Source organism: Prevotella conceptionensis 9403948 (assembly GCF_000312305.1).
Taxonomy (GTDB): Bacteria; Bacteroidota; Bacteroidia; order Bacteroidales; family Bacteroidaceae; genus Prevotella; species Prevotella conceptionensis.
Genome location: NZ_HE999454.1, coordinates 30656 through 57233, shown reverse-complemented (window position 1 = coordinate 57233; position 26578 = coordinate 30656). Strand labels below are relative to the sequence as shown.

General features: G+C 43.4%; 16 protein-coding genes, 1 tRNA gene and 1 pseudogene. 10 read left to right on the top strand and 8 right to left on the bottom strand.

Features of this window, described 5'->3' with window-relative positions; genetic code table 11:
• Window positions 1-27: 27 nt before the first annotated feature.
• The 6 genes from BN93_RS14335 to BN93_RS14310 all read left to right on the top strand — a co-directional run bounded on the left by BN93_RS14335 (window position 28) and on the right by BN93_RS14310 (window position 10984).
• Window positions 28-1758, top strand: coding sequence for a DUF3575 domain-containing protein (locus BN93_RS14335; protein WP_019189007.1), 1731 nt, complete (start codon window positions 28-30; stop codon window positions 1756-1758).
• A gap of 16 nt (window positions 1759-1774) precedes the next feature.
• Window positions 1775-2344 (top strand): DUF3575 domain-containing protein, encoded by a 570-nt coding sequence (locus BN93_RS14330; RefSeq protein ID WP_009230015.1) that lies wholly within the window; start codon window positions 1775-1777, stop codon window positions 2342-2344.
• A gap of 15 nt (window positions 2345-2359) precedes the next feature.
• Window positions 2360-4765: an OmpA family protein gene (locus BN93_RS14325; protein WP_019189006.1), complete on the top strand. Its 2406-nt coding sequence runs from the start codon at window positions 2360-2362 to the stop codon at window positions 4763-4765.
• 33 nt (window positions 4766-4798) lie between these two features.
• Complete coding sequence (locus BN93_RS14320; RefSeq protein ID WP_019189005.1) at window positions 4799-9175, top strand: porin family protein; 4377 nt, start codon at window positions 4799-4801, stop codon at window positions 9173-9175.
• 642 nt (window positions 9176-9817) lie between these two features.
• On the top strand, window positions 9818-10402 hold the full coding sequence (locus BN93_RS14315) for a CHAP domain-containing protein (protein WP_044260977.1): 585 nt from the start codon (window positions 9818-9820) through the stop codon (window positions 10400-10402).
• 12 nt (window positions 10403-10414) lie between these two features.
• A complete protein-coding gene (locus tag BN93_RS14310; RefSeq protein WP_044260976.1) occupies window positions 10415-10984 on the top strand; it encodes a hypothetical protein in 570 nt (189 codons plus the stop codon).
• Window positions 10985-11363: 379 nt separating this feature from the next.
• Here the strand turns inward: BN93_RS14310 and BN93_RS14305 are convergent, their stop codons facing one another.
• From BN93_RS14305 to BN93_RS14270, 8 genes and pseudogenes are all read right to left on the bottom strand, one after another.
• On the bottom strand, window positions 11364-12659 hold the full coding sequence (locus BN93_RS14305; protein WP_019189002.1) for a Y-family DNA polymerase: 1296 nt from the start codon (window positions 12657-12659) through the stop codon (window positions 11364-11366).
• Between the two features lie 3 nt (window positions 12660-12662).
• Window positions 12663-13103, bottom strand: a complete 441-nt coding sequence (locus BN93_RS14300; protein ID WP_019189001.1) for a LexA family protein — start codon at window positions 13101-13103, stop codon at window positions 12663-12665.
• Window positions 13104-13208: 105 nt separating this feature from the next.
• Entirely contained in the window at window positions 13209-14048 is an 840-nt protein-coding gene (locus BN93_RS14295; RefSeq protein ID WP_019189000.1) for a DUF7281 domain-containing protein, read from the bottom strand.
• A 4-nt stretch (window positions 14049-14052) separates the two neighbouring features.
• Window positions 14053-17704: pseudogene (locus tag BN93_RS19105) on the bottom strand (ATP-binding protein).
• On the bottom strand, window positions 17688-18245 hold the full coding sequence (locus BN93_RS14285) for a condensin complex protein MksE (RefSeq protein WP_019188999.1): 558 nt from the start codon (window positions 18243-18245) through the stop codon (window positions 17688-17690). Before BN93_RS14285 ends, BN93_RS19105 begins: the two are co-directional and overlap by 17 nt.
• Window positions 18235-19434, bottom strand: a complete 1200-nt coding sequence (locus BN93_RS14280) for a hypothetical protein (protein ID WP_019188998.1) — start codon at window positions 19432-19434, stop codon at window positions 18235-18237. Before BN93_RS14280 ends, BN93_RS14285 begins: the two co-directional genes overlap by 11 nt.
• 268 nt (window positions 19435-19702) lie before the next feature.
• Window positions 19703-20269 carry a hypothetical protein gene (locus tag BN93_RS14275; RefSeq protein WP_019188997.1) on the bottom strand — a complete coding sequence of 189 codons (567 nt, stop codon included), beginning with the start codon at window positions 20267-20269 and terminating at the stop codon, window positions 19703-19705.
• Window positions 20270-20396: 127 nt separating this feature from the next.
• Window positions 20397-20471, bottom strand: a tRNA-Arg gene (locus BN93_RS14270).
• Between the two features lie 1800 nt (window positions 20472-22271).
• Between BN93_RS14270 and BN93_RS14265 the strand changes: the two genes are divergently transcribed.
• The 4 genes from BN93_RS14265 (at window position 22272) to BN93_RS14250 (ending at window position 26418) form a co-directional block, all read left to right on the top strand.
• On the top strand, window positions 22272-23108 hold the full coding sequence (locus BN93_RS14265; protein WP_019188996.1) for a prephenate dehydratase: 837 nt from the start codon (window positions 22272-22274) through the stop codon (window positions 23106-23108).
• Window positions 23089-24279, top strand: coding sequence for a pyridoxal phosphate-dependent aminotransferase (locus BN93_RS14260; protein WP_019188995.1), 1191 nt, complete (start codon window positions 23089-23091; stop codon window positions 24277-24279). Before BN93_RS14265 ends, BN93_RS14260 begins: the two co-directional genes overlap by 20 nt.
• 284 nt (window positions 24280-24563) lie before the next feature.
• Window positions 24564-25628, top strand: a complete 1065-nt coding sequence (locus tag BN93_RS14255) for a bifunctional 3-deoxy-7-phosphoheptulonate synthase/chorismate mutase type II (RefSeq protein ID WP_044260974.1) — start codon at window positions 24564-24566, stop codon at window positions 25626-25628.
• 4 nt (window positions 25629-25632) lie between these two features.
• The gene (locus BN93_RS14250; RefSeq protein ID WP_019188993.1) at window positions 25633-26418 is read left to right on the top strand and encodes a prephenate dehydrogenase/arogenate dehydrogenase family protein; all 786 of its coding nucleotides are present in this window, start codon (window positions 25633-25635) and stop codon (window positions 26416-26418) included.
• Window positions 26419-26578 lie beyond the last annotated feature (160 nt).

The following is a 26578-nucleotide window of genomic DNA, read 5'->3' as shown; positions in this document are numbered from 1 at the left end:
ACAATGCACAGTTGACAACTATATGTTATGATGAATATGAAAGGATATAAACTGATACTTGCACTGACAGTCCAGCTCTTCGTTGGAGTGACAGGAGCCTTGGGTCAGGGCAATCAACTATATTACAACAAGGTGGATACCATGGAACTTCAAAACCGTTTCAATTTGAAAACGGATGCTGTCGGGTGGTTGACCTTGACGCCAAACTTGGGACTTGAATTTTCCTTAGGGAATAAAAACTGGAACCAATGGACTGTTGGTGTGTATGGACGTGCAAACTGGGATGTTAACACACGTACGAAATCGTATTATGTGTATGACATTTTTGGAGCTCGTGCCGAAGTGCGTAAGTATTGGCATGCTAAAATGCCTAAACGAGCTTACTATATCGGATTGTATGGAGGTGCAAACTCTTTTGACATCAAGTTCAGTGATATAGGAAAGAAAGGTAACTCATTCGTTGGCGGTCTGATGGTCGGAATGGTCACGCAGGTTTATGGCTATACAAATGGAGCAAGCCTAGACCTGGAATTGGGATTTAGCCCTGGTGTTGTCTTCGCTGATATGCATGATTATACGCGACTTTACAAGGGTGGTAAGTATTACTATTCTCGGACAACAAGAGATACAGGATACAAACTGACTTTTAACCCTTGGGTTTATGCTGCTTCCGTAGACGTAGTTCATGTGTCTTTTGTTTACCACTTTGGTACAAAACTGGCTAACAGATATAAGAATCGGAATTTGATTGATAATGATTATCGCTTGGCCGTTGAGAAAGAAAAGATCAGAAGGGACAGCGTACATACTGTACAAGCGAAAGAGAAGCGCATAAAGATGGATTCGCTTGCTAAAGCTGATTATGAACGGAGGTTTGAAGAGCAACGCCTTGAAATAGAAAGGGCATATACGCAGGATTCTATTAGGCAAGAGAATAAGGCTCTGAAAGAAAAACAGGCCGTTGAACGTGAAGAAGCGAAACACCGAGCAGATTCTCTGAAAGAAGCTGCAAGAATTAAAGCGATGGAAGACAAGGCTAATGCTAAAATTACAGCTGATTCCCTTAAATTCGCAGAGAAAGCTAGGCAACTTGAAGAAAAAGAAAATGCTAAACGAACTGCCGATTCCTTGAAGTACGCTGCTCAAGAGCGTGCACGTGAACTTAAAGAGCAGAAAGCAATGGAACGTGAGAACGCTAAACGTACTGCAGATTCCATTAAAGTCGCTCAAAAAATGGAAAAACAGCAGAGCGAAGCTGATAAGAAAAAGTCTGATAGTTCTGCTCCGCAAGAAGATGTTGACACATCTCAAACGCCACAAGTAGAGGATACGGCTTTGCCTAAGGAAGAAAAAGATGGACAATCTAAGGAAAATCCTGAGAGCAAATCTAAGGACGATGGGCAAAGTACAGAGAAACCTGTAACCGAAGAGAAACGGGCGGAGGAGAAAAAATCTGAAACGAAAGAAGACCATGAATCACCAGAAGCTAAGCCTTCTGGTGAGAATGGGAAATCAGAAGAAGGCTCTGACAACTCTGATAACAAAGAAAAGGCAGAATCTGGCATAGTGAAACATGTTAGTGAAGCCAAAGTATTGGTCTGTGAAAAAGACTCGCGTAGAAGTTTGTGTCCATTCTTTGATGCAAACATGTTGAAGAACCTGAATTCCATTGGATACAGTTCCTATTCTGGTGTGTATCTAGGGCAGATAGATAGAAATGCGCTATGTGCCTTTGGGGATAGTTTCTCACAAAATTGACTAATAAGGAATAATTATGAAAATGGTAACTAAAAAAATAGGACTACTTCTGTTCTTGCTTGTTGGATTGTTCACCCAAATGCAGGCGCAGACCTTTGCCGTCAACTCTAACCTTCTGTTGCTATCCACGCAAACATACAATTTGGGTGCTGAGATAACCGTAGGTAATCACACAACACTTGGATTAAGTGTTTTTGGCAATAATAAGCCGTACTTCCACAAAGGCATGAGGGCAATTGGGGTACAACCTGAATTCAAATATTATTTCGGTGGTCGCCCAATGTATCACCATTATGTGGGTATAGGCCTTTTAGCGGCTGACTATTCCATTACATGGGGAAACAGGAAGTACGATGGAACGGCTTGGGGAGGCGGAATGACATTTGGATATGTCATTTCACTGTCTAAAAGATGGAATCTTGACTTTCATGGGGGAGTTGGTGCGATTTTTTCCCACCATAAAGAATTTATGGTTAATGGTGATGATTTGTTGCTAAACGACAATTCACAAGCCAAGGACGGCTTTTGGGAGTATCGCATCTTGCCTACTAAATTAGGCATAACCTTATCGTATACAATTTGGTAAACAATAGGAGGAAATATGATGAAACTAGAGAAGATTTTTATCTTGCTACTGTTTTTGGGGTTGTTTACTTTGAAAATGTCTGCCCAGGCTATTCATATAACTGGTAGCGTATCAAAATCTATGAAAGAAACGAATGGGCAAATTTCTGGTAAGATGCCTTTGTCTGTGCCTATTTATATCTTTGACAATAAGGCTGAAGCACGTAAGCAGGCTCAGTTATACAATTCACAGAATGGTATGTCAGGAAGTATAGTGAAAATTAAAAGTAATGATGTGGTGATTCCCGACTACGAAGGACACTTCGAAGCAGACATTTCCGTGGGTGGAGCAATGTTGTTGATAAACGAAGGTGCTCTTAAAATGGTTGACGTCATAGGAGGGAAACTCAATTATGACATTGTTTTCGCACCATCTCGATCAGATGGTATTCTCATCAAGAACGTTAATGTATTTGCTAAGAAGCAAGGCGTGGACTTTAAAGAGGTTCCACCTGTTGACGATGGTGAGAATATGCGATGGACTGTGGGCATATCTCTACCAGCATGGTATACCACTAAGCATTCTAGGTTGATATTCCAGCCGGTTGCAGTTAATACCAATACGGGAGATACCATCCAATATCTTGAACCGCTTGTATTTGAAGGCGATAAGTATCATCAGAATCAGATAAAACGTAAGAGTTTTGGTTACGAAAGGAACGACTCGCTTCACGCATATTATGTTCCTGACAATGTGATGTCAAATGCACCATTTAGTTTCAGTTGGGATATAACGTATCCCAAACCGGACATAGACAAAAACTATAAATGGAAAGCTAAGCTGAGTTTGGAGGATTATACTCATGTGTATTTTAATGACAACAAAGAGGGAACTAACAACGTCCGACGCCCTTGGAAGATGCTTGACTTAGGTGCATCTGCAAAGCGCATAGAGCTAGATCCACGTTTCTTTGAGACGGTAAGGGCAAGACTATTAGAGGTACCACGAGATCTGCAAGTAACCTTTGTGGTAGGTAAAGATGAGTTGACCACTGACGAAGAAAACCAGAAAACGTTGGATTTTCTTATTGAAGAACTTCGTTCCTATGGTACTTCCTTGATGAATATCTCTGTGCAAGGTACAGCATCTCCAGAGGGGGGGCTGTCGTTGAATATAGAATTAGCAAAGAAAAGGGCACGTAAGATTCTGTCAATGGTTGGTAGTCATATTCGTAGTGCTAGTTTGACGGTTAAGGAGCCTCTGGTTTATACATGGGATGATGTAGCAGACTCATTAGTGCAGAGAGGTCAGGCTTCGGAAGCTGACGAATTGCGAAAATATGCGAAGGCAAAAGACTATGTAGGCATAAAGCGTATGACGACCAGTAATCCTATAATAGAGGAAATTATGCAGAACCAACGTTTGATGCGCAGTACATATACTTTGCGAAGGAATAAGATAATGGAACCCAAAGAAGCTGTATGGGCATATTATAATGACAACAGGTACAGACCTGGTGGGGAAGAGTATTTTTCGAATGGTGATTACTATAACCTCTTTACGCAGATTACAGACTCGGTAGAACTCCGTAAGTTGACACATCGTGCCTATAAAGAGAACATGTCGAGAAAAACTGCGAAGTTCAGTGCTTTTGCTGCCTACTTGGCTAACCGTATAGCCATAGAGCTGTTAGAGCAGGATTCTGTAAACCTCTCTGTGTTAGAGCCATTCGTAGATATGTCCTCTGGAGTTGAGGTACAAAGACCTGTTGCTTTTGAGAGTTCCTATATGTACACTGTGAACTTTAAGGAGGTTGTTGCTAATCAGGCTCTTATGTATTTGAAATCGAGAAAATTGAGCCATTCTGCACATTTGGCTAATAAACTTCCAGACACTCAGAAATTCCATGACCTAAAGATGTTCATAGATCTCGAATCGCTGTTCTTTAAACAGAACAAAACTCCTGAAGAGGAGCAGAGGGCATCGAATGCTTTGAATTTTGTGATGAACCAGAATCCGCTCAATAGAGCTATACTAAGTGTGGAATTAGCTCCTGAGCTAGGTATCACCTATGAGTCGCTCAATCCTTTAGTTGACTCCTTGCCAGATAATCTGGTTAAGAAATGGTATCTTAAAGGTGTGATTGCTGCAAATAACCCAGACATCGAACAAGAGAACGACTTCATGAATCTGATAAAGGAATTTGGCTCAGAAGCTGCGGTCAAGATGCAAACGAACGATACGCCTAGATTTTTGGCTTATTTCCAGCATTGTTTTGATTTGGATCCTTCATTTTATGAACGTTTCTTCAAGACTGATGGTAACATCACGGATGAAATACGTAAGAGATATCCGTATGTTGAAAGTAAAAAAGACCTGTATAGGGAAAAGTTTAACATGATGATGGTGAAGCCTGCTCCACAAGAAACGGCTTCTGAATGATAGAGTATGAATGTGATTTTAAGAAGATATACAATGAAAAAGAGAGTCCTTGTTGCAATGCTTGCAGGGCTACTCCCATTGTGTGCCAGCGCGTGGGTTAGCTCTCAACCTTTCAACAAACGTTTCTATATTTCTGTTCCTGATACCATAGCAAAGCAAGATACTGCGAAGATGGATTTGGAAGATTTGGAAAATATGTTACCCGACTCGGTGTTGGAAACCAAACAGGATACTGTAATGGGTATTCCGCGCCCGAAAGGTTACAATGGTCTTCGTTTTGTCCTGGACAAAAGACACCGTTATGCTGGCGACCAATTTGTTGATAGCGGTTTCCTTAGCCATACTTATGTAACGCTTGGCGGTGGTGTATCAGCTTTCTTACCTAATGATAAGTTTGACTATACTCCCATAGCGAATCTTCATGTAGGTATAGCCAAGGAACTCAGTCCAATGAGTACCATTCGATTGTTTGCCGAAAAGTCTTGGGGGTTCACCAAGGCGGCTCTAGGCTTTTCGTCAGTAACAACCTATAGTACTTGGGGAGGTGGAATTGATTATTTGTTTAATTTTAGCAACTACTTGATGGGAAACCGTCCCGACAGGCCTTTGAACGTGTTAGGTACAATTGGTGTCGGAGTGCAAACAGCAAGATTGAATGCTACGGAAAATACTTTCGTACCTTATTATGCTGAAAACTCGGCTTTGTCGTACAACGCCCGGTTTGGTATGCAGTTCAAGATTATGACTAGTCCGCATGCTTCATTGGCTTTTGAACCTTATCTGAGATTGGCTACAAGGACGCACGATCTTGTGAAGGGCACTGATTTTGAGAGCCTTGACTTGGCATACGGAATAAACATGTCGTATATATGGTACTTATGGCCAAATCTTTCTAGTGAGAGAGATAAGGGTAGTTTTCTAAGGCGTTTCAATGACAACGAACGATTCTTCCTCGAAGAGTATATGAAGAAACCATGGCGTAAGCCGTTCTTCTTTGAGTATAGTATAGGAGCAGCATTTCATAATCGCACTAACCTACCTATCATGAGCACCTTGGGTTGGAGTAGTAATGTGTATATGGGATGGTGGTTATCCTCAGCTATTGGTCTTCGTGCAGGTTTCCATGTCTCCAATGCAGATTGGGCGGATAGACCTGTGCGTGGTGATATAAAGACTAGGAGTATGATTGGTACTCGGGGTGTCGTGTTGGACATGCTATTCAATCCCCTAGGTTTTAAACGTGGATATGATTGGGATAGTAATGTAGGTTTCAACTTGTTTGCCGGCTACGAGTATGGCCAACAGAAACTGGCAAACGAGTGGCACTATGGCTCGTATAGTGGTAACTATGTGGGCTATCGTACAGGTGCACAAGTTTGGTTGAAACTATGTAACGACCTTAGGTTGAATGTTGAACCTTCCTATTCTTTTATGGAATTGTATAACGCCGTTAATGAGCGTAAACAATATGATGAAATAGGTCTTAAATTGGGACTGGCTGTACTCTTCCGTGATAAAGCTCATCGGGAGAAACTTCTCATCCCAGTTGATAGTGTGCCAGCTTCAATGCGAATGTCGCCTAACCGCGGTTTCTTTATTGGTATGGGATTTGGCTGGAACACAATGGTTAGGGCATGGAGATACACAGGTGGTGACGACCTTGCATTAAAGAATGCAGAATTCTTTGCAGGCTATAATTTCGATCCTTTCCATGGTTTTAGACTTAGTGCTGAATATTTGGGCGACAGAATACACACCTTAAATGAACTTGGCAATGGGTTGAATAATGAGAACCTTCAAAATATGATGCTTTCACTTGACTACCAGTTTAACATCATGAATGCATTTGCAGGGTATAATCCATATCGTCGGTGGAATGTTTATTTGTATGGTGGTCCAACTTGGGCACGAGGTGATGCTAGGCAATTGGCGTTTAACTTCGGTGGTATGTTGACATACAGCTTAACAAGTAGTTTAGCTCTGTTTTATAACCACACTGTCTACAGAATGCCCAAAGGTCGTTATGAGAATAATCAAATATATGGTAATGATGGTACGTATGTGAATAGTCTTAATGTTGGAGTTTTATATACCATCAATCAGCCTATCCGCGATGTGCTTCTAGGGATTAGTCAACTCACTAAGTCAGACTATTCTAGGCAACCTTTAACGTTTGAGTATAGTGTTGGACCTTCTTGGTACAACAATCTACCAATCTCTACTGGAAGTTCACTCGGTTATACAGCCAACACCTACTTGGGGCTATGGTTAAACTCAGCAATTGGTATGAGGGGTGGAGTCCACATCAGTAATGCCGATTGGTTTCATGATCTTAATGAACCTCGGAAAAACCAATTGGGACTATTGGCGGGAACTGTTGATTTGATGTTCAATCCTCTTGGGATTAGAGGCAAATATGATTGGAATATGCCAGTTGGTTTCAATTTGTTCATGGGAACAGGACTCGGAAAGATACGTTTCGTGACAAGTAGAATGACAGCTTACGAGACCAAGTTTCATGAATTTAGAATGGGTGCACAATTGTGGATGAAGATGACTGATGATCTTCGTTTCAATGTTGAACCAACATTCTCTAGGATGAGGGGATTTGAGCATGGACGAGTTGCAAAACATGTAGATGAGCTTGCCTTAAAGCTTGGTGTGTCTATGATTTTGCGTGATAAAGCCGATAAGGATAAGACAATAGAGCTTGATAGTGCTACACAAGCTCGTGTTCGTTCGCCTCATGGTCTCTTCTTCGGAGGTGGTTTTGGTTGGAATACAACAGTTCATACTTGGCGACACACAGGACGTGGATTTGACCTCTTGAAGAACGGCCTTCTGTTTGCTGGATATAACTTCAACGAGTATCATGGTGTGCGTTTAGGCGGCGAATATCTGTACGATTATGTCTGGAATGATTATAATGGACCAGGCATCTACGAGAAGCAGGAGTTTAAGAATACGATGTTGTCGCTTGACTATCAATTCAACATTCTCAATGCCATAGCAGGTGTAAGGCCTGGACGTAGATGGGAGGCATCCCTATATTTGGGACCAAGCCTTGCTTTGGGCGAGAAAGGTACAGATTTAGGATGGAATTTTGGTGGTATTCTCTCGTATCAACTAACGAAAGAACTATCCGTGTTCTATAGTCATACTGTTTATCGCATGGAGAAGAATAGGTATAAGACAGCACAGGTTTATCGTACTCCTGGAACATATGTCAACAGTTTAAATGTTGGTATTATATATAATATGAGTGGTTCTTTGGGAGATGGAGTTGGCTCGTTTACATGTGATTATGAACATAAACCCGTAATATTCGAGTATAATGTAGGTCCAACTTGGTTTAACGGTCTTGAAGTATCTAGGGCAAGTTCAATGGGATTTACTGCAAACGCTAATCTTGGCTGGTGGCTAAATTCGGCATTAGGCGTACGTGGTGGTATTCATGTAAGTAACGCTGATTGGACGAACGACGCTTCTGGTGAACAAAGATATCTGTTAAGATTCTATGCTGGAACTTTGGACTTGATGTTCAACCCGTTTGGTTTCCAGAAGAAATATGACTGGAACTCGACAGCAGGACTAAACCTGTTTGCAGGTGCAGGGACAGGCAATATAAGGTTTGTAACTGGCCAGTCGTCAACTCATGAGAGCAAGTTTAATGAGTGGCGTTTAGGAACACAAATCTGGTTGCGTTTAGCTGATAACCTACGATTTAACATCGAGCCAACATATTCGCTACTTAGAGGTTTCGAGAAAGTGCAATCTGTTGCGAAGACAGATGAATTATCCTTAAAATTTGGCTTGTCCCTATTATTAGGTAAGAAACTTGCTAATAAAGAAGATGTTTCTTCATCTGATGCTTCGCAGATTGATTACAACCCTGCCAATGGATTCTATGTGGCTGCTGGTGGTGGATGGAATACCACTATACATACGTGGAGAACACGTGGGCAAGAGACCCCGTTCTTTAAGAATGCCTTGCTGTTCTTTGGTTATAGATTTGGCGGTTATCATGGTGTACGTGTTAGTGCCGAGTTTATGCAAGATAAGGTGTGGGAAAAATCGGGAGCCATACTGGAAAAGAAAGAATTTGAGAATAAATTATACTCACTGGATTACAACTTCCATCTCTTGAATGCCATTGCTGGTATAAATCCTGCAAGACGATATGATGTTTCGTTGTACCTAGGTCCATCTTACGTACAAAGTAAAGCTGGAAATGGGTTAGCATGGAATCTTGGTGGAATAATATCTTATAATGTAAGTTCTAAGATGGCGTTATTCTATAGCCATACTATCTATCGTATGGATAAGAAACATTATCAAAGTTCTCAAATTTACACTAAGCCAGGAGCTATTGTAAACAGTCTCAACGTAGGCCTTCAGTACAAGTTCTGACAAAAGTTTAAGGCAACACATTAATTTAATTGCTCAATATTCTATCAAGGAAGGGGATGTGTATTTAATAGCACATCCTCTTTTTGTTTAGTTACCCTTTTAAACAAAAAAGGAGAGGTCATCTCAACTTTCCCTTTCCTTTTACCTTTCCCATCGGGTTGAGTATAAATGCGAGATAGTTTACTTCTTCCACGCTACTGAGCCTTGGTTCAAGCCTGTTTTATGCGTTTCTGTATGAGCTTATCCAGGTTTTATTTTTTGATGCTGACCTTGCCTTGTTAGGAATCTCATCAAGAGGAAAATCTCTTTAGCTTCATTGTGTTTGTTGAAGCACATGTTGTTGAAGGACTCGTATTTCTTGCCTATCTACCAAAACAGTCTTGCATCAAAGTCTGCGTCTGTATTGAGAAAGCGTCCCAACATGTTCAATTTGAGAATCCATGCAGGCCTTGATGTTTTTTTTCCACTTGTGCACATTCCAGAGTATTCTCTGTCGTTTTTCTATCTCCACAGGATTTTAAATCACGATTTTTATGTAAATTTGCCTAGTACTTCATACATGAGGGAGGGTAGTATTAGTTTGGAAATACATGGATGAAACCTCTCTTCTATTTGTGTAATTTCAAAAGTTAATATGATTTCATGGTAAAAAAAGTAATATATTATACATTGTTTGGAATTATCCTGTTGGTGACAAGCTATTGGTGTGTTACTCATGTTAATTTGAATCCCACATTAAGCAGGGGAGTTCCTATTGATAGCCTTGATGGTGTTTACGTCTACTATAATGGAGGCACAGGCCAATCGTCTGGACGGAATATCATTGATGGCTATAATGTAGGAGTTCGATACCAATGTGTGGAATTTGTGAAACGATATTACTATCTGCATTACCACCATCGTATGCCCGATACCTATGGACATGCGAAAGCCTTTTTTGACAAAAAGTTATCCAATGGTTCCTTAAATACTGCTCGAGCACTTTTTCAGTATACGAATGGAGACCGTGTTAAACCTCAGAAGGGTGATTTGTTAGTATTTGATTCCTACATACTCAATCCCTATGGGCATGTCGCAATCGTTTCTAGGGTTACTGACAGTAACATAGAGATTATTCAGCAAAATCCAGGTCCTTGGGGGAAAAGTCGGGCTTGTATTGAGTTGCAAAGAAATGGCAAGAGCTGGCAGATAAAAAACAATAGAGTTCTTGGTTGGTTAAGGAAATAAGGAGTACCTTCTATGAACAAAACTATGATATTTATAACTTGTGTGTTGTTTTACCTTTCTTGTGGGTGGTCTAACGCCCACTCTATGGATTCTGTTCAGCAATGCCAAGATACTCTTTTTATTTTTGCAGAAGAGAATGATACATCTTGTGTCTCTCATTTGATGTTTCTACATGGATGTTTTGAAGAAGAACTGATAAAGGTATATTGTTTGGATGGCAGTTCCATAGATTTTTTGACGAATCTAACAGGGCAGGATGGGCGAGGAAAGATTGGTGTATATGCCGTTTACAATGCAGCCACAGATGAGAGCAATTTCCTCTTCTTCGATTATCTTGCTAAGCAAGCATACATCACACCTGCATATTTCTCGGAAAGTCTGCCTGTATATACATCTTTAAACCTTAAAAGGGGGGATGTGATATTGAGAACTATAAGCCCCCCGTCAAATAGACGCCAAGGCACATTGATGGAAGAAACACAAGCGCATACCACCAATGGAAAAAACTATTTGTACGTCAAAGTAAAATTGAAGATGTTACACAAAGTGTCACTGGCTAACGATGCCAAGAAATCCAAGTAAAATCTGCTGTGTATAAGGCTTGATTTAATTTTTAACTCGATGAAATCGTCTTGACTTTTAATGGATGTCCAGCAACCGCTTGTTCTGGCGGTCGTAAGCGTACGTGTTTTCCGTGCCGTTGCCCATGCGCGTGTATACAATATAATCGTTTTTGTTTGGTTTCCAGTAAGAAATTTAACATTATGAGTGCCCTTTCCGTCCACCAACCGCTCACCTTGCCGCAAAAAATCGATTTTCGCGAGGCTTGGCTTTGATGCAAAATGGGGATGGTTGTAAATGCAGGCAAAATGAATTTCTATTTCAAAAAGCTGCCATTTGCACCAATTTGGTTTAGCAAGACAACTGTAAGCTCTCGTCAGCCTAGCAGTTAGGATGCGTGTTATTTCAATGTTATGATATCCTTCCAGCGGGTGGTTGGATTCTTGCTCCTAAAATCATGTTTAATGGCATTAGCAAAGGAACAAGCTTTTCCCTCACAGCCTTTGGATGTATATTGTTGACTACCAAGAACGATGAACTCAGTACCATTAACTTTGTTAAGGCGGTCGACGACGGCATCCAGTCGGCGCATTTTCTCAATCTGTTCGGCGGTTATGTCGAAGAAGTCTTGCTGGATGGGTGCATTTGGCGCAATCCCCATGACTATAACGCCCGCTTTCTTATAGCGATAATCTTGTCGATATAATTTTTGCAGCACATTGTTGGCGGCCTTTACAATGGCTATGGAGCTGTTAGTGGGCGTAATGAGTCGCATTTCTTGAAAGTTCCAATATTGTGGTAGGTCCTCACGGAAAGCATTGGTGTGGAGGAATACGCCAACGATAGAGGCAACTGTTCCTTGCTGGCGCAGTTTTTCTGCACATCGGGCGGCGAAGTTAGATACGTGGGTGCGCAGGCCATCAAGGTCTGTTATCATATCATTGAAAGAGCGACTCATACAAATAGATTTCTTTTTAGCCAGTTCCTCATTAGGTATGCAATCTTCTCCGTTCAGTTCGCGCCATGTTCGTTCAATCACAATGTTTTTAAATGTGGCTCTTACCCACGAAAGATTACACTCAGCGAAATCGAACGCCGTTTTAACGCCCATAGTTTGGAGGCGTGTTGCATAACGTCGTCCAATCCCCCAAACCTCGCTAATAGGAAAGAGTTTCAGTGCCTTAACACGTTTCTCGTCGTTGTCGATTAGGCAACAATGATAGTATCCCTGATATTTTTTTGCAAAATGTCCTGCCATCTTTGCAAGCGTCTTGTTGGGAGCGATGCCAATACTTGTTGGCATGCCAACGCTACGCTTAATCCTCTTGTGTAGCATTTCTCCCCAACCCTTCAAGTCCAACTCTCCTGTTCCATTAAAATAAACGAAACACTCGTCGATGCTATATCGGAAGTATGCCGGCGATTCTTTCCTGATAATCTCCACTACGCGTCCTGTTAATTCGCCATATAGTTCGTAATTTGACGAAAAAACAGCGATGTCTTGATTAGGAAACTGCTCTGCTAGCTGGTAGTAGGGCATGCCAGCTTTGATGCCCATGCGCTTGGCCTCGTTCGAACGTGCCACCACACAGCCATCATTATTGCTGAGCACAACAACGGGTTTGCCATTCAGGTCGGGCCTAAATACACGCTCGCACGACACGTAGCAATTATCGCAATCAACAATACCGTACATTTCCTAGTATTTTCTCCAGTTTTTAATCGTCCAAACAACCACGCCCCACACCTCAAAAGCGTCGTCTTCATCAATCCTTATGGGCTTGAAGTTTGAGTTGGCCGGCCGCAATTCTATATACCCTTCCTCGCGATGGCTAAGGTCGAGATACTTGATGGTGAACTCTTCGTTGATGTAGCCCACCACAACATCCCCGTCTCTTGGGTCAATAGAGCGGTCGATAACGGCAATGTCTCCATTGCATATGCCAGCCTCTATCATCGAGTCTCCTTCCACTTTGCCATAGAATGTGGCCTCGGGATTGCGTATGAGGTCGTGATTGAAATCGAGTGTCTCGTGTATATAGTCCTCGGCAGGCGAGGGGAACCCTGCCTTTACTCCTTCGGCGATGGGCAATTTCAGTTCTTTTTGGAAGTCGCCCCGGATGATTTGAATACTCGTCATGTATAAAACTTTCTGTTTTTATCTAGTTCAGAAGAATTTCCCCGAGCACGGCAAGTCTGCTTTATCGGATAGTTCCTCCTTGGCATTACTCAGCCCAACACCTATTTATATATATCCCTCTTGGTCGTAACCTTTTCGTTCTTGATGGATGAGCGTTATTAGTTGTCCAAGCTCTGGCACATCGGTCTGCATATCTTTAAATAGGGCATGCTGCTCGTCATATCGCCGGCTAGACCCCGATTTCAATCGGGCGGCAATGTCAGAAGGAATTAAGAACGATGCGCGCGCATTTCCAATATGTCGTTCAAACTCTGTCAGAAAGATGTGTATTCCTGCCAAGTCGAAATCGCCGAAATGCAGATAACGATTAGGTATGCCCGTGAGCCATTTCCTTAGGTCGTTGGATTGTGGATAGCGCGACACAAAAAGAGTTTTCGTGGGCAGTGCATGCGCGCGCAGATAACCCTCAAAAAACTTCTTTTGCTTGCGAATTAGCCTAAAATTCTCCATGTTCTCTATTCCGATAACGATAACGTCGGCAGGTATTCTAAAACCCTCCCATTGTGTCACGAACAAAAAGCTACCCTCATGCGGATTAACCACAAACGGCTCACCATTTAGCAGACACGCAATGGGTTCGTAGCTGTTAACAGGAAAACCGGGACACGAACGAACCGTCATCAACTTCGAATTACCCGTTTTGTTGGCCATAGCAGCACGTGTTTCTGCGTTCTCCACTTCAAGTACACGATAGTTTTCGTCCTTATCTGTAAGAAACCTCTTCAGCGTTTCAATGTCGCGAGCGCGGTACGACTTCCTCGAACCACGAGCAACAACCATAAGCAAGCCCTCCGACAACAGTTCTTCGAGTAGCTTTCCACCTATCTTTGAGCCTGCCACCTGTTCACCTGCCACCAAACTTTGTATCGCTTTTCCTATTGCCATAATCTTATGGGTTACGTTTCAACAATTTTTCCACTCGCGTTTTCACGCCTTGCTTGCTCAACAAGTAGGTATATCTATAGTCGTAAGGATTGTATGATGTTGGAGAACTGTTGATAAGATAAATGTTACGCGAGGTGGCAAATTGCAGAATGCCCTTGATGTTGTTCGGGTGCAGCCGTCCAATCTCGTCCATCATGCAGTGCACGATGAACTCTCCACTCTTTCGGGCAGCCTTTTTCTTAAACACATTGATGAGCATGATGTTCACCATAGCCTTCACCAAAATGTCTGTACCATCAGAACCAACATTGTTGATGCGCTCAACCCAATTGGTGTCGTTGTCGTTTTCCTTTACGCGAAACTGCAAGCGGAATGCGTCGCCCAGCGAAACAGTTGTTCGACTTGGCTCGTTCTGCAACTGATGCGAAAGACTTTTGAGGTAATCCACTACCTTACGGTTCACCTCATCGCGATTATCGTTAGAAAAAAGGTTCAGCTCACCAATCGAGAAGGCATTCTCTGCGGTGTAGTTGTGAATAGACATGAGCAATTGCATCAGCCTGTCCGACGATTCGTCCGCTCTCAGTTCAATACTTTTGATTACGCCTGCAAAGTTCTTTTCAACGAAGTCGCGATTAATGTCTAGTATTACGCCATCTACATCCGACCTTCGTTTCAGCAAACTGCCGATCTCGGTAGAGATGCGGCCGAGTATGTCCTTGTAATGCTCGCTAGTGCGCCTGCGAAACTCCTCAATCTTGTTATTGTCCATAAAGTCTTGCAAGTCGGCAGCTATTTGCAAGTATTCGTTGTCTGTAATTGGCATCGTGTTAAAGTGGAACGCGTTTTGCGGCTTAAAGTTTCGGTTAAAGTTCACCACAAAGTCTTTTAGCCTTTCAATCGTTTCACGTTTCTGATTAACCGAACCTCTTAGCAGGCTCAACAGCTGTTGGCAGTCTTGCTTAGTTGCAACAGGTTTGTTGTCTGTAAGCAGTGTTTCGGGTACAAGATGTTCGTTCTCCACCATTTGGTGATACAAGTTCAGTCCTTCGCGGCGGCGAGCAAGGTCTTTACCAATGGCCTTTTGTCTTTCTTCCTGTTCCAGCCGTTTCTTTTCCACCCTTATTTTCTTGTCTTCATATCGCTTACTCATCCTGGCTAGTTGCTGCTCAATGTCCTTTATGTCCTTTCGTATTTCGGGTTCCTTAGCAAAGAGGTTCTGCTGAGCATCGCGATACCTAATAACCATAGGCCGTTCGTTGTCTATTTGTTGTAGCAAGTCCGCAAGTTGTTCTATGGCCTGGCGATATTGCTCCAGCAAGTTCACGTCAACACCTTTCCCTGCCAGTTCCGCCTTTTGTTGCTCTTCCAATTGTTTCTTTTGGTTGCAAAACTCTTCATGTCGGTCCTTTGTCTCCGTTTCCAAGGCCGTTTTAAATGCGCTGAGCCTGTTATCAAACTCCTTCGATTGCCTGTTGAAGTGCAAGTCCAGTTCTTTTAACTCCTTCTTATGCAGTGTTTCATGTCGCTCCCGTTCATCCTTCTCTGCCTGCACACAAAGCAAGGCCGCGTTAAACGCCCGTTCGCGTACCTCCTTTTCTTGTTCAATCATTTCCTGTTCGTCCATTTTCAGCTTGTGCTGTTGGTTTTGCAGGTCTTGTCGTTTCGTTGGTATCTGTTCCTCTTCCACCCGCAGATGGGTTGCTTTTTGGCGCAAGGGGTTCAGCATTGTGGCATATTTCTTTCCAAGTTTTGCCGTGTCTTCTTCAAGCGTAAGGGGTAAATCGTTCAGCTTGCGGTTTATCTGTTGCAGCTGTTCTTCAAGCTTTTTCTTTTCCTTTCGATATTCGTCGGGAGTTCGATGTGTCGCACCAACATCTGATAAGTTAAGGCGCACGCCAAACAAACCCTCGGCCAAAGTGTCCACCTGTGGTTCCAAACCTTGTGCATAGAGGATTCTCTCCTCGTCAACCACCTTGCCGATAGTGTTCTCCCATCCCTCTACATTCTCGTTCAGCCATTGGTATAACGAACCATCCAGATGCGACAACAAACCTTCTATCTTTGCAATCTGCTCGCGACATGATGAGCGGCTAGCCTCAAACTGTTCTTGTTCGCGCTGTGCAATCTTTTTCAGTTCGGCCTCCTTCATTTCAAATTCGGCCGTAAGTTGTTCCATCTGACTTTTAACAACAGCCTGCTGTGCGGCATTTTCCTTCTCCTTTACGTCTAATGTCCTAATCTGCTCCGCTATGGTTTGCATCTCGTTGGCTAAGGGGATGCCACTGTTTTAGTTCTTTCTGCGCAGCGTCAGCCCTATGTTGTTCGGCCTGCAACGTCTGCAAGCGTTCGTCCGACTCGTATCGCCATGCCGCAAAAGCATCTGTCCTTTGGTTTCTGTTCTTCGTTCGTTCGTCTTCCAGCCGCTTACGTTCTACTTGTATTTTGTCTTGTTCTTGGTAGAAACGCTCCTTTTGGTCATTGTCAAATGCTTGTTGTGCATTCTCCAATTTTGCTTTGGCAATGTTGTATTTCTCTTCAATCGAGGCATGGGTCTTCAACAAGTCGTTTAGCAAAGTCTGCTTATTGCCTGCCTCTTTCTTTATCGTGTCTTCCCGACTGGCAAGTTTCAGTTTGTCTTCGATGCCCATAGCCTCAAATTCTTTTCTTGCCTGCAACACCTCATCTAACTTTTGTTTTTTGCCGCCCAGTTTCTGGTTAAGCGAGTTATTCTCCTTATAATATTCGGCCGTAAGTTCCTTTTCGCGGTTGCGTTCTTTCTCTATGTTCGCTTTGGTCTCTGCTGCATCAGCCTCCAACAGCGGTATCTGTTGCTCGTTGTCGGCCACCGCATGGTTCAGCATGTGCCACACATCCCTCAGTTGTTGGTCTAAGGCCACAACCTTCCTACCTTGTTCTGCAATCTTCGATGCTTGTTGTCGCACGGGGTAGCTGCCGTCTCGTGCCTGCTTAAACCAGCAGTCAATCTCATCATACTCGCGTTCAAAGCTGGTCACAAGCCGGCGGTAGGTTTGTAAGTCAACGGGCACTTCTTCGTCGGCCATAGATTGTATGATGGTATTCTTCACGAAGTCGGCATCAAGCTTAGTGTTCAAAAAAACGTTTTGTATACTTCGGGGTATGTTCTGATAGTGGGTGCTTTGCACCAGCGCATAGCGTGTGTACTTATTGTCGCGCGTGTTGCCAAAGATGATGTCTCTGAACATCACGCCCGAGTCTATCCTTGCCGTTACGGCAACGTTCTTGTCAATGCGTTCGCGTATCTTCACCCAGTCGCTCAGCACCTGTTTGTCTTCGTCTACCAGCCATTCGCGCTGATAAGGCGCATCAATAAATCGCCACGACGCACGCCCTTGATACCGACTTACCAAGATGGTGTATGCGCCATTGTCGCGCATCACCTCGTAAAGGATGTGCGAATTAGATTGGCGGAAGTAAAACTCGTCAAACGATTTCTGTCCTTGCTGAATGCCCAGCCTATGTTTGTCGGCGTTATAAAAGAACAAGAGCGCGCGCAACACGGTGCTCTTACCCACGCCTTGCGTACCTGTGAAGTGCACGTTTCCGTCTACCGAAATCTCGGCATACGGAATGTTTGCGCTATTCACAAACACAATTTTATTCAGGAACTTCATCTTCGTTGGCTATTTGTATCATGTTAACAAGTTCCTCTGCATAGCGAAATGCCGAAGTAACCTTGTATGTCTCGTCTTGTTCACTGATGCATTCGGCAAAGCCCATGCTACCCATCTCTTGCAGCAGCTTGTTTACAATCTCTAAGTTAGACCCCACACCATATTTCTTAAACAAGTGTCCAGCCTTCTCCTTCAATTCAATGTCAAGGCTTATCTGTTCTATCAGGTTGCTCTTGCGAAACTGATAGCCGGCAGTAAACGACTGGTTATAACATTTCAGAAAATCAAGGTAGTCTAGCCACTTGGAAAAACTCTCCAGCTTGCTTTCTATGGCTTGTTTGTTTTCCGCCGTACGCGACAGGTAGAAGTATCCGTTGCCACTTTCAAGCCTTAGTCCTATTTCCTTAAAGTAGTCGGCATAGTCGTCCATATTCTCTTCAATGTCTTCATACAGATGCCTAACCGTACTGTTTGTACTGTCCACAGATAGAAACTCTCCTCGGCTCAGTCGTTCGTATATTCGTTGTGTATTATTTCGCATAGACGATGGGGTATTCAATATCTTGATAAGTTGCATATTCGCCAGTAAGCTTACATTCGTCAGCATGCAGTATAACCAGTTGGCAAAATAGGGTGGCGTGGTCTTCAATATTGCGCTCAGCCTTATAGTTATATGCCAGAACGAACTCAAACAGGTTGTACCCCGATGCCGCAAAAGCGTTCCACACCTCCGCAGGGTCCACCTCCTTCAATTGTTGCACATGTTCCTGCAAGTCTTCGTCGGTTAGTGGGTCCGCCTCTGTGCGTGCTGTTTTCTGCACACCGTTGTGTTCGGCAATTCGCCTTAGCATCTTTGCCATCTCCTCGTTCTCTCTCAGCATTTCCAGCGATAAGCGTATTTTGCTGTACTGCCTACCTTCCATCCATAGCGGGTTCATGTCTTCAAGCACCTGCACAATGTTCGTGTCGGTTTTGATAAGCAGCTGGTCTTGCAGGTATTTCAGCTTGCGTATCTTCTTATACAGCTGGTTTTGCAAGTCAATTTGGTTGATGTACACAATAATTTGCCTATCAATTTCCATCAAGGCGTGATAGGCCTCAACGAAATCGTGCCTTACGTCGCTGCATGTTTTAGCCATGTGTGGGTCGTTGGCCATGATGAAGAAAGCCTGTTCGGTGTCCATCAGCTTTTCGCACTCTTTTATCATTGCTCGTATGCTGTGGCTCTTTTCGTCCAGGTTTTTCAGTCGTTGTTTCTTTACGTTGTAGGTAGGCTCTTGCTTATAGGCATTATCCATGTTGCGTTTCAGGTCAACCACATTCTTTAAAGTTCTAAATCCCGTCTTTTTCAGCAGTTGCCTTACGCTGTCTTGATATCCGGCTTTGCGGTTAACGTTGTTTTCTTGCAGAAAATAGCCGATATGCTCTTTCAACGTATTGATACACTCTTGCACGCTCAACACGCTTATTTCCTCATTCACGTTCAGCACTTCTTCAAAGAAGTTTAGATAGTCGCTTTCAATTTCAATGGTGTTACCTGTTTCCACAAGCACGCCATAGTCCACCAGGCGTTTTAGTCGGGTTTCGTTTCCACCCACCAGGTCGATGGCCAGCCCTCGCGGAAACTTCAACAGTTTTCGCTTTTCAAACATCTCGCTTAGCAATGCCTGTTCGCGTGCGAGCGTCTTTGTTAGTTCCTCTATCGTTCTGAAATGTGTCAGAATGTCCATAGCAAGTAATCTTCCAATGAAACAACCTCATTGTGCAATCCCCCGAATTTAAGTGGGTTATGTCCTTCTTGGAAACAAATAAGTAACTTGGCATTTAGTTGCTTCGTGCCATTTGCTTATTTATGTATTGCAAGAAAAATGTTCTGCGCAACATGTTGCTAAGGCAAAAGTACGAATAATATGCGAGAAAGCCACTCTCGCAAGATGAATAATTAATAGGCTTATTAGGGACATGTTTAAATGTGTAGGAGTGATAGATAGAACAGGCTTACGGAAGAACATGCTTATAATCCGCAGCTTTAAATTTTCTTAGTAGGCTTAATTCACCTCTAGAGCTTATTCCAATGATATAGTAAAATTTATCGTTCACAAGAAATACTTGTATGTAGTAGTTGTCTGGTTTCTTCGCTAACCCGACTAGACCTCTTATCGCACCCTCTAAATTTGATAAATTTATAGTTGTCTCGTTCGTCTTTACAAGGCTTTCAATCTTAATCCTTTTGTTGATAAACTCTATTGCAAGATAAGTTGCAGTGTCGCAATCAATAGATACAACATCTATAGACTTAAACATGCTCTTGAGTTTTTTTCCAACAGCTGACCATCCCTCAATACCTTCATTGACTTTCTTGCCCATAGCAAGAACCGCTAGTGAAGGGGCGACGACATATGTTGCAAGAAATACAATCCAATCAGCACCAACACCAATATTAATAGTGTTGATGGTTTTTACTTCAATACAGAATTTCTCTCTTGCAAGTTTCAATTGTTGTTCCGTAGGGGCAGAATCTTGTAAAGCCTCAATTAATTCGGGAACTTGGAATAAAATTACCATAATATCAAAAGTTATAGATAAAAATATAATAACTAGAAAGTCAGATAAAAGATTTATGTCACCTATGTAATTGGGTTATTCTTAACAATAGGAATAGGACACCAAGGATGGTGTCCTATTATCAGAGTGATTCCGTTGGGGTTCGAACCCAAGACCCACAGCTTAGAAGGCTGTTGCTCTAATCCAACTGAGCTACGGAACCAATATTGCAACGCCTGATATGCGCGTTTTGCGGTTGCAAAGGTATGAAAAAAAGGGGGGATGGCAAAATATTTCGCGATAAATGTTGAAGTCGCCTTGACTTTTAGTATTTCTATAAATTGAGAGGAGTGCAGGACAAGTCAACTCACTGGCTTATGAATTCATGAAAGCCCAACAACTCCCGAAGACATCAACTCACAAATTCACAAAATCCCCAACTCAATAGCTCATCAACTCAAAAGCTCCCCAACTCAAAGCTCATCAACTTAAAAACTCCCCCCAACTCACAAACTCCCCAACTCAATAGCTCATTAACTCAATAGCTCATTAACTTAAAAACTCCCCAACTCATCAACTCCCCAACTCCCCAACTCAAAAACTTAAATTGTTATCTTTTATTTTACAATACTACTCCGAATCCCGCGCCGTTCTAGCGAAAATATAGGGCATAAAGTAGGTAAATTGCCACTATTTCTAGTCTTTCACACCTTCCAATATGTTCGTTTTTAAGAAAAGAGCCTGCATTTTGCACCATTTAGCCTTTCTAGTTTGGCTGAAGACTCGTAATTTCTCAAGCCCAATTACTCGCTTTTAACCCCAAAAACCTGCTTTTTAACAGCTATTTTGCCCTTTTCAGCCATATATTTAATGGTCCAGAAAGGTTTTGTTTATACCATTGCAGTGGATATTTATGCTTTTCGTCTTGCGTTTAGCAGCATTTTGCACTGCGTTTAGCACCATTTTACCTTGCGTTTAGCATCAAAACGCACTACGTTTAGCGGCATATTGCACTGCGTTTTGCAGCAAATTGCAGTACATTTAGCCGCAAATAGCCCCAAATGTGGTGCAAATGGCGGTTTCTTAAAATAAATATTCATTTTATTGCATTCACAAGCTAACCCCTTTTTGCATCAAAACCGACCTTCGCGAGAATCGATTTTTTGCGGCAAGGTGAGCGATTGGTGGATAAAAAGGCACTCATAGTGTTAAAAAACTCGCTGAAAAGATTACAATGGCTGGCAAACATAAAAGGCTAACGACCTATTTGGGATAAAGAATTGCTCTTTACTTTTTCCTCACTATGTGCCACTGTAAAGATGCTTTCAACTTGTAAAGAATGTATTGGAATAACTCCCACCAGGTTACCTTTTTGAGACATAGCCCTGCTTTGCCACAGACGAATGGGGCAGAATTTCAGACTTCATCATATCTTTGTCCCGCACTCCGTACATGAGCGGGGCGTTTATCTTGGTTTAACAGCACAAAGGCATAAACTCCTCTCAATCTGTAGAAAGATTAAAAGTCAAGACTACTTCGTTGTTGGAAAAGGCGATGGGTTTATCTGTTTATGAGTTCATGGTTTTGTTACTTGATAGGCTTGTGGGGGAGTGTGAGTTGGCAAGTTGGCCTATTAAAAAGAGGTGTCCGAAAGAATGATTAGTATAATTTGAAATGGTTATTAGCATAAGGAAATAGGGGAGAGAATATCTGGCAGCATGGCTAACAATGAGATGGATGATAGTGAAAGCCAGTCTTAAAGGTGAATAAAAAACGCTAGACGGCACTAAAAAAGTGATGATTTTCTTGGTAAATAAGAATTAAAGTAATACTTTTGCAGAAATAAACAATGAAATAAGGCAATATGTTGAGCTTTAACGCATACTTCTTTTACTTTTACTTTACAAGCAAAATGTAAAGCGGGAAGATGCGTGCCAACATTAACAAGAATATAGCAAATAGATAATAACAGTCACATCCCGCTTCAATCAATTGAGGCGGGATGTTTTTTATTGTAACAGATATGAAGAGAATCGCCATACAGGGCATCGCTGGCTCGTTCCACGACATCGCCGCACACCAATATTTCGCCACCGAACAGGTGCAAGGCATATATTGTAACACCTTCGAAGAGGTGTTCAACCAGATTGCCTGTGACCCAACAGTCATTGGAATGGTGGCTATCGAGAACACCATTGCAGGCTCGTTGCTACATAACTACGAGTTGTTGCGCGCATCGGGCACTACCATTGTGGGCGAACATAAGCTGCACATCGAGCATTCCATTTGCTGTTTGCCCGAAGACGATTGGCATTCGCTGAGCGAAGTGCATTCGCACCCTGTGGCCTTGATGCAATGTAGGGAGTTCTTAGCACGGCATCCCAAGCTTAAAGCTGTGGAGGCGGAAGACACAGCAGGTTCGGCCGAACTTATTGCACGAACAAAACAGCGCGGTTGGGCCGCTATCTGTAATGCCTCGGCAGCCAAGTTGTATGGACTGAAAGTGCTTGAAGACCACATTGAAGACAATAAGCACAACTTTACGCGCTTTCTTGTGGTGTGCCATCCGCAACGTGCAGGTAGCCTTCGACCCTGGGAACATGCCAATAAAGCCAGCTTGGTGTTCTCTCTCCCGCACGAAGAGGGCAGCTTGTCGAAGGTGCTAACCATCCTTTCGTTCTATAACATCAACCTCACCAAGATACAATCGTTGCCCGTTATCGGTCACGAGTGGGAGTATTTGTTCTATGTTGACGTTACGTTCGACAACGTAACGCGTTATCACCAAAGTATAGACGCCATTGTTCCACTTACCAAAAGGCTTAAAATTTTAGGAGAATATGAAGATGGGAAACAATAAAACGCTCGACATAAGGCCTGCACAAAGGCTCGACACGGTGCAAGAATACTATTTTAGCCGTAAGCTGAAAGAGGTGGCACAGCTGGTGACCGAGGGAAACGACATTATTAGTTTGGCTATTGGCTCGCCCGACTTGCCTCCTTCTGCCAATACCATCGCCCGACTATGTGAGGTGGCGCAACGCGAAGATGCGCACGGTTATCAACCCACAAAGGGTACGCCCGAATTGCTTAAAGCTATGGCTGCATATTATGGTAGATGGTATGGTGTGGAGGTTGACCCACAAAACGAGGTGCTGCCGCTTATCGGGAGTAAGGAGGGCATATTGCATGTTACTCTGGCTTTTGCCAATGTTGGCGACCAAGTGTTGGTGCCCAATCCCGGTTATCCCACCTATACTTCGCTCAGCAAGTTGCTCGGCGTGGAGGTTCTGAACTATAATCTGCGCGAAGAAAACCAATGGCAACCCGACTTCGACGAGTTGGAAAGTATGGATTTAAGTCGTGTTAAGCTGTTATGGACCAATTATCCGCACATGCCAACTGGTGGAAAGCCCATGATGAAGACCTACGAAAGGTTGGTCGACTTCGCCCGAAAGCACAACATCGTGGTGGTGAACGACAATCCTTACTCGCTTATCTTGAACAGCAAACCGATGTCCATACTGCAAGTAGACGGCGCGAAAGACTGCTGCATCGAACTAAACTCGCTTAGCAAGAGCCACAACATGCCAGGGTGGCGCGTGGGAATGTGTGTTAGCAACGCCACATGGGTGCAATGGATTCTTAAAGTGAAAAGCAACATAGACAGCGGAACGTTTCGCGGCATCCAACTGGCTGCTGCCGAGGCACTGACAGGAAACGACACGGCATGGTACACCATATATAATAAGGAGGTGTACTTGCGCCGAAGAACCATTGCCGAGAAGATAATGATGGCCTTGCATTGTACCTTCGATCCACAACAAACGGGCTTGTTTCTATGGGGTCGAATACCCGACAACATGGCCGATGCCGAACAACTTACCGAACAGTTACTTCACCATCACGGCGTGTTTGTTGCCCCAGGATTTATCTTTGGTAGCAACGGCAAGCGTTATATACGCATTTCGCTGTGCGCGAAAGAAGAGCGAATGGAAGAGGCGTTGCAGCGTATTGTCGGCAACAAGTAAATTGAGTTTTTAAGTTAATGAGTTAAGCAGTTAATGAGTTTTTAAGTTCTAAGCTTACTAGTTCTATCACACGAACCATTGAGGATAAGCCAAAGAACGTTTTCGTTAAGCCAAATGAACAATGTCGAGCTTGCTCGGACATTGTCATGGCGAGAAAACGCACTTTTCGAGGAACGAAAAAGAACGTATAAATTCAGGAAAATTTTAAAGGCCAAACAATTTGCAAGCTCAACAACTCATAAACCCATTAACCCCAAATAACAACGATATAATAGGAAAAAGATATGGAACTAGACTTATTACCCCTTAACTTACCTAGTGATAACGAACGCCCCATCGTGATGGCTGGACCCTGTTCGGCCGAAACCGAAGAGCAAGTAATGCAGGCTGCCAATACTTTGGCACAGAAAGGCTGCCATATTTTCAGGGCAGGCGCATGGAAACCACGCACCAAGCCGGGTGGGTTTGAAGGCAACGGCGAGGCGGCTTTGCCGTGGCTAGCACGTGTAAAGGAGGAAACGGGCATGCTCATTGCCACCGAAGTGGCCACACCCGAACACGTGGAACTATGCCTTAAACATGGGGTTGACATCCTTTGGATTGGTGCACGCACGTGTGCCAACCCTTTTGCGATGCAGGCTTTGGCCGATAGTTTGAGCGGGATGGATTTGCCTGTGCTGGTTAAAAACCCTGTGAACCCCGATTTGGAACTGTGGATAGGCGGCATGGAACGTATCAATCAGGCAGGCATTAAGCGGTTGGCGGCCATACATCGCGGCTTTTCGAGCTACGACAACAAGATGTATCGCAACTCGCCCATGTGGCAAATACCGCTAGAACTTCGCCGTAGAATACCAGCGTTGCCCATTATCTGCGACCCAAGTCACATCGGCGGAAGGCGCGAATTGGTGGCTCCGTTGTGCCAACAAGCTATGGATTTGGGATTCGACGGACTGATTGTGGAAAGCCATTGCAACCCCGACAAGGCATGGAGCGATGCCAAACAGCAGGTTACGCCCGATGTGTTGGACTATATTTTGTCGCTACTAATCGTGCGAGACAAAAGTCAAGTGCAGGAAGGGATTATCCAATTGCGCCAACAAATTGACGACTTAGACAACCAATTGATGGAACTGCTGGCCAAGCGCATGCGTGTTTGCAGGCAGATTGGACAGTATAAGAAGGAACATAACATGACGGTGTTTCAGGCTAGCCGCTATAATGAAATATTAGAGAAACGTGGTGCGCAAGGTGCGTTGTGTGGTATGAGTCCCGAATTTGTGGCAACGGTGTTCGAAAGTGTGCACGAAGAGTCGGTTAGACAACAGATAGAGATTATAAACAAGTAGAAAGATGAAGATATTAATACTGGGCGCAGGCAAGATGGGAAGCTTTTTTACCGACTTGTTGAGTTTCGAACACGAGGTTGCCGTTTACGATCAAGAGCCGCGTAGAATGAGGTTTACATACAATTGCGCGCGTTTTACTTCGTTGGAAGAGGTGAAACAATTTGAACCGCAGTTGCTCATCAATGCCGTAACGATGAAATACACCATCGCAGCGTTTGAGTCGGTGATGCCTTTTCTGCCCCAGCAGTGCATCGTGAGCGACATCGCATCGGTTAAAACGGGTCTGCACGAGTATTACGAAGGTTGTAATCATCCCTTTGTCTCGTCGCATCCAATGTTCGGACCAACCTTCGCCAACCTCAATCAGCTGAGCGATGAGAACGCTATTATCATCAGCGAGGGCGATTATATGGGGCGTATCTTCTTTCGCGACTTGTACAGTAGGCTGGGATTGAACATTCATGAGTACACGTTTGAACAACACGACCGCACCGTGGCCTATTCTTTAAGCATCCCCTTTGTAAGTACTTTTGTGTTTGCTGCGGTGATGAAACCGCAAGATGCGCCCGGAACAACGTTCAAACGCCATCTTAACATTGCGCGCGGTGTATTGGGTGAGGACGACTTTTTGTTGCGCGAAATTCTTTTCAACCCTTATACTGCCGAACAAGTGGGCCACATTCGCGACGAACTAAACAACCTGCTCGACATCATCGACAAGAAAGATGCCGACGGAATGAAGGAGTATCTTGTGAAAATAAGAAAGAATGTGGTTAAGGGGAAGGAGTGAAAAAGGTTATCTTAAAGGGATATAAGGGTGAAAAGAGCTAAAAGGTGCTTTCGCCTTGGATAATAAAAGAATTGGTTTTAGAAATACATCTGCCATCCAGTTGCAAGCAATGTATCGGTACAATGCCGCTTGTAGTGGGTCTATAAGCCGCTTGTGGTTG

Coding starts and splice junctions, on each gene's coding strand:
- BN93_RS14275 (WP_019188997.1), bottom strand. CDS start 20,269: ATGGTAATTTTATTCCAAGTTCCCGAATTAATTGAGGCTTTACAAGAT.
- BN93_RS14305 (WP_019189002.1), bottom strand. CDS start 12,659: ATGTACGGTATTGTTGATTGCGATAATTGCTACGTGTCGTGCGAGCGT.
- BN93_RS14300 (WP_019189001.1), bottom strand. CDS start 13,103: ATGACGAGTATTCAAATCATCCGGGGCGACTTCCAAAAAGAACTGAAA.
- BN93_RS14330 (WP_009230015.1), top strand. CDS start 1,775: ATGAAAATGGTAACTAAAAAAATAGGACTACTTCTGTTCTTGCTTGTT.
- BN93_RS14320 (WP_019189005.1), top strand. CDS start 4,799: ATGAAAAAGAGAGTCCTTGTTGCAATGCTTGCAGGGCTACTCCCATTG.
- BN93_RS14250 (WP_019188993.1), top strand. CDS start 25,633: ATGAAGATATTAATACTGGGCGCAGGCAAGATGGGAAGCTTTTTTACC.
- BN93_RS14295 (WP_019189000.1), bottom strand. CDS start 14,048: ATGGCAATAGGAAAAGCGATACAAAGTTTGGTGGCAGGTGAACAGGTG.
- BN93_RS14315 (WP_044260977.1), top strand. CDS start 9,818: ATGGTAAAAAAAGTAATATATTATACATTGTTTGGAATTATCCTGTTG.
- BN93_RS14280 (WP_019188998.1), bottom strand. CDS start 19,434: ATGGACATTCTGACACATTTCAGAACGATAGAGGAACTAACAAAGACG.
- BN93_RS14325 (WP_019189006.1), top strand. CDS start 2,360: ATGATGAAACTAGAGAAGATTTTTATCTTGCTACTGTTTTTGGGGTTG.
- BN93_RS14285 (WP_019188999.1), bottom strand. CDS start 18,245: ATGCGAAATAATACACAACGAATATACGAACGACTGAGCCGAGGAGAG.
- BN93_RS14310 (WP_044260976.1), top strand. CDS start 10,415: ATGAACAAAACTATGATATTTATAACTTGTGTGTTGTTTTACCTTTCT.
- BN93_RS14335 (WP_019189007.1), top strand. CDS start 28: ATGATGAATATGAAAGGATATAAACTGATACTTGCACTGACAGTCCAG.
- BN93_RS14255 (WP_044260974.1), top strand. CDS start 24,564: ATGGAACTAGACTTATTACCCCTTAACTTACCTAGTGATAACGAACGC.
- BN93_RS14260 (WP_019188995.1), top strand. CDS start 23,089: ATGAAGATGGGAAACAATAAAACGCTCGACATAAGGCCTGCACAAAGG.
- BN93_RS14265 (WP_019188996.1), top strand. CDS start 22,272: ATGAAGAGAATCGCCATACAGGGCATCGCTGGCTCGTTCCACGACATC.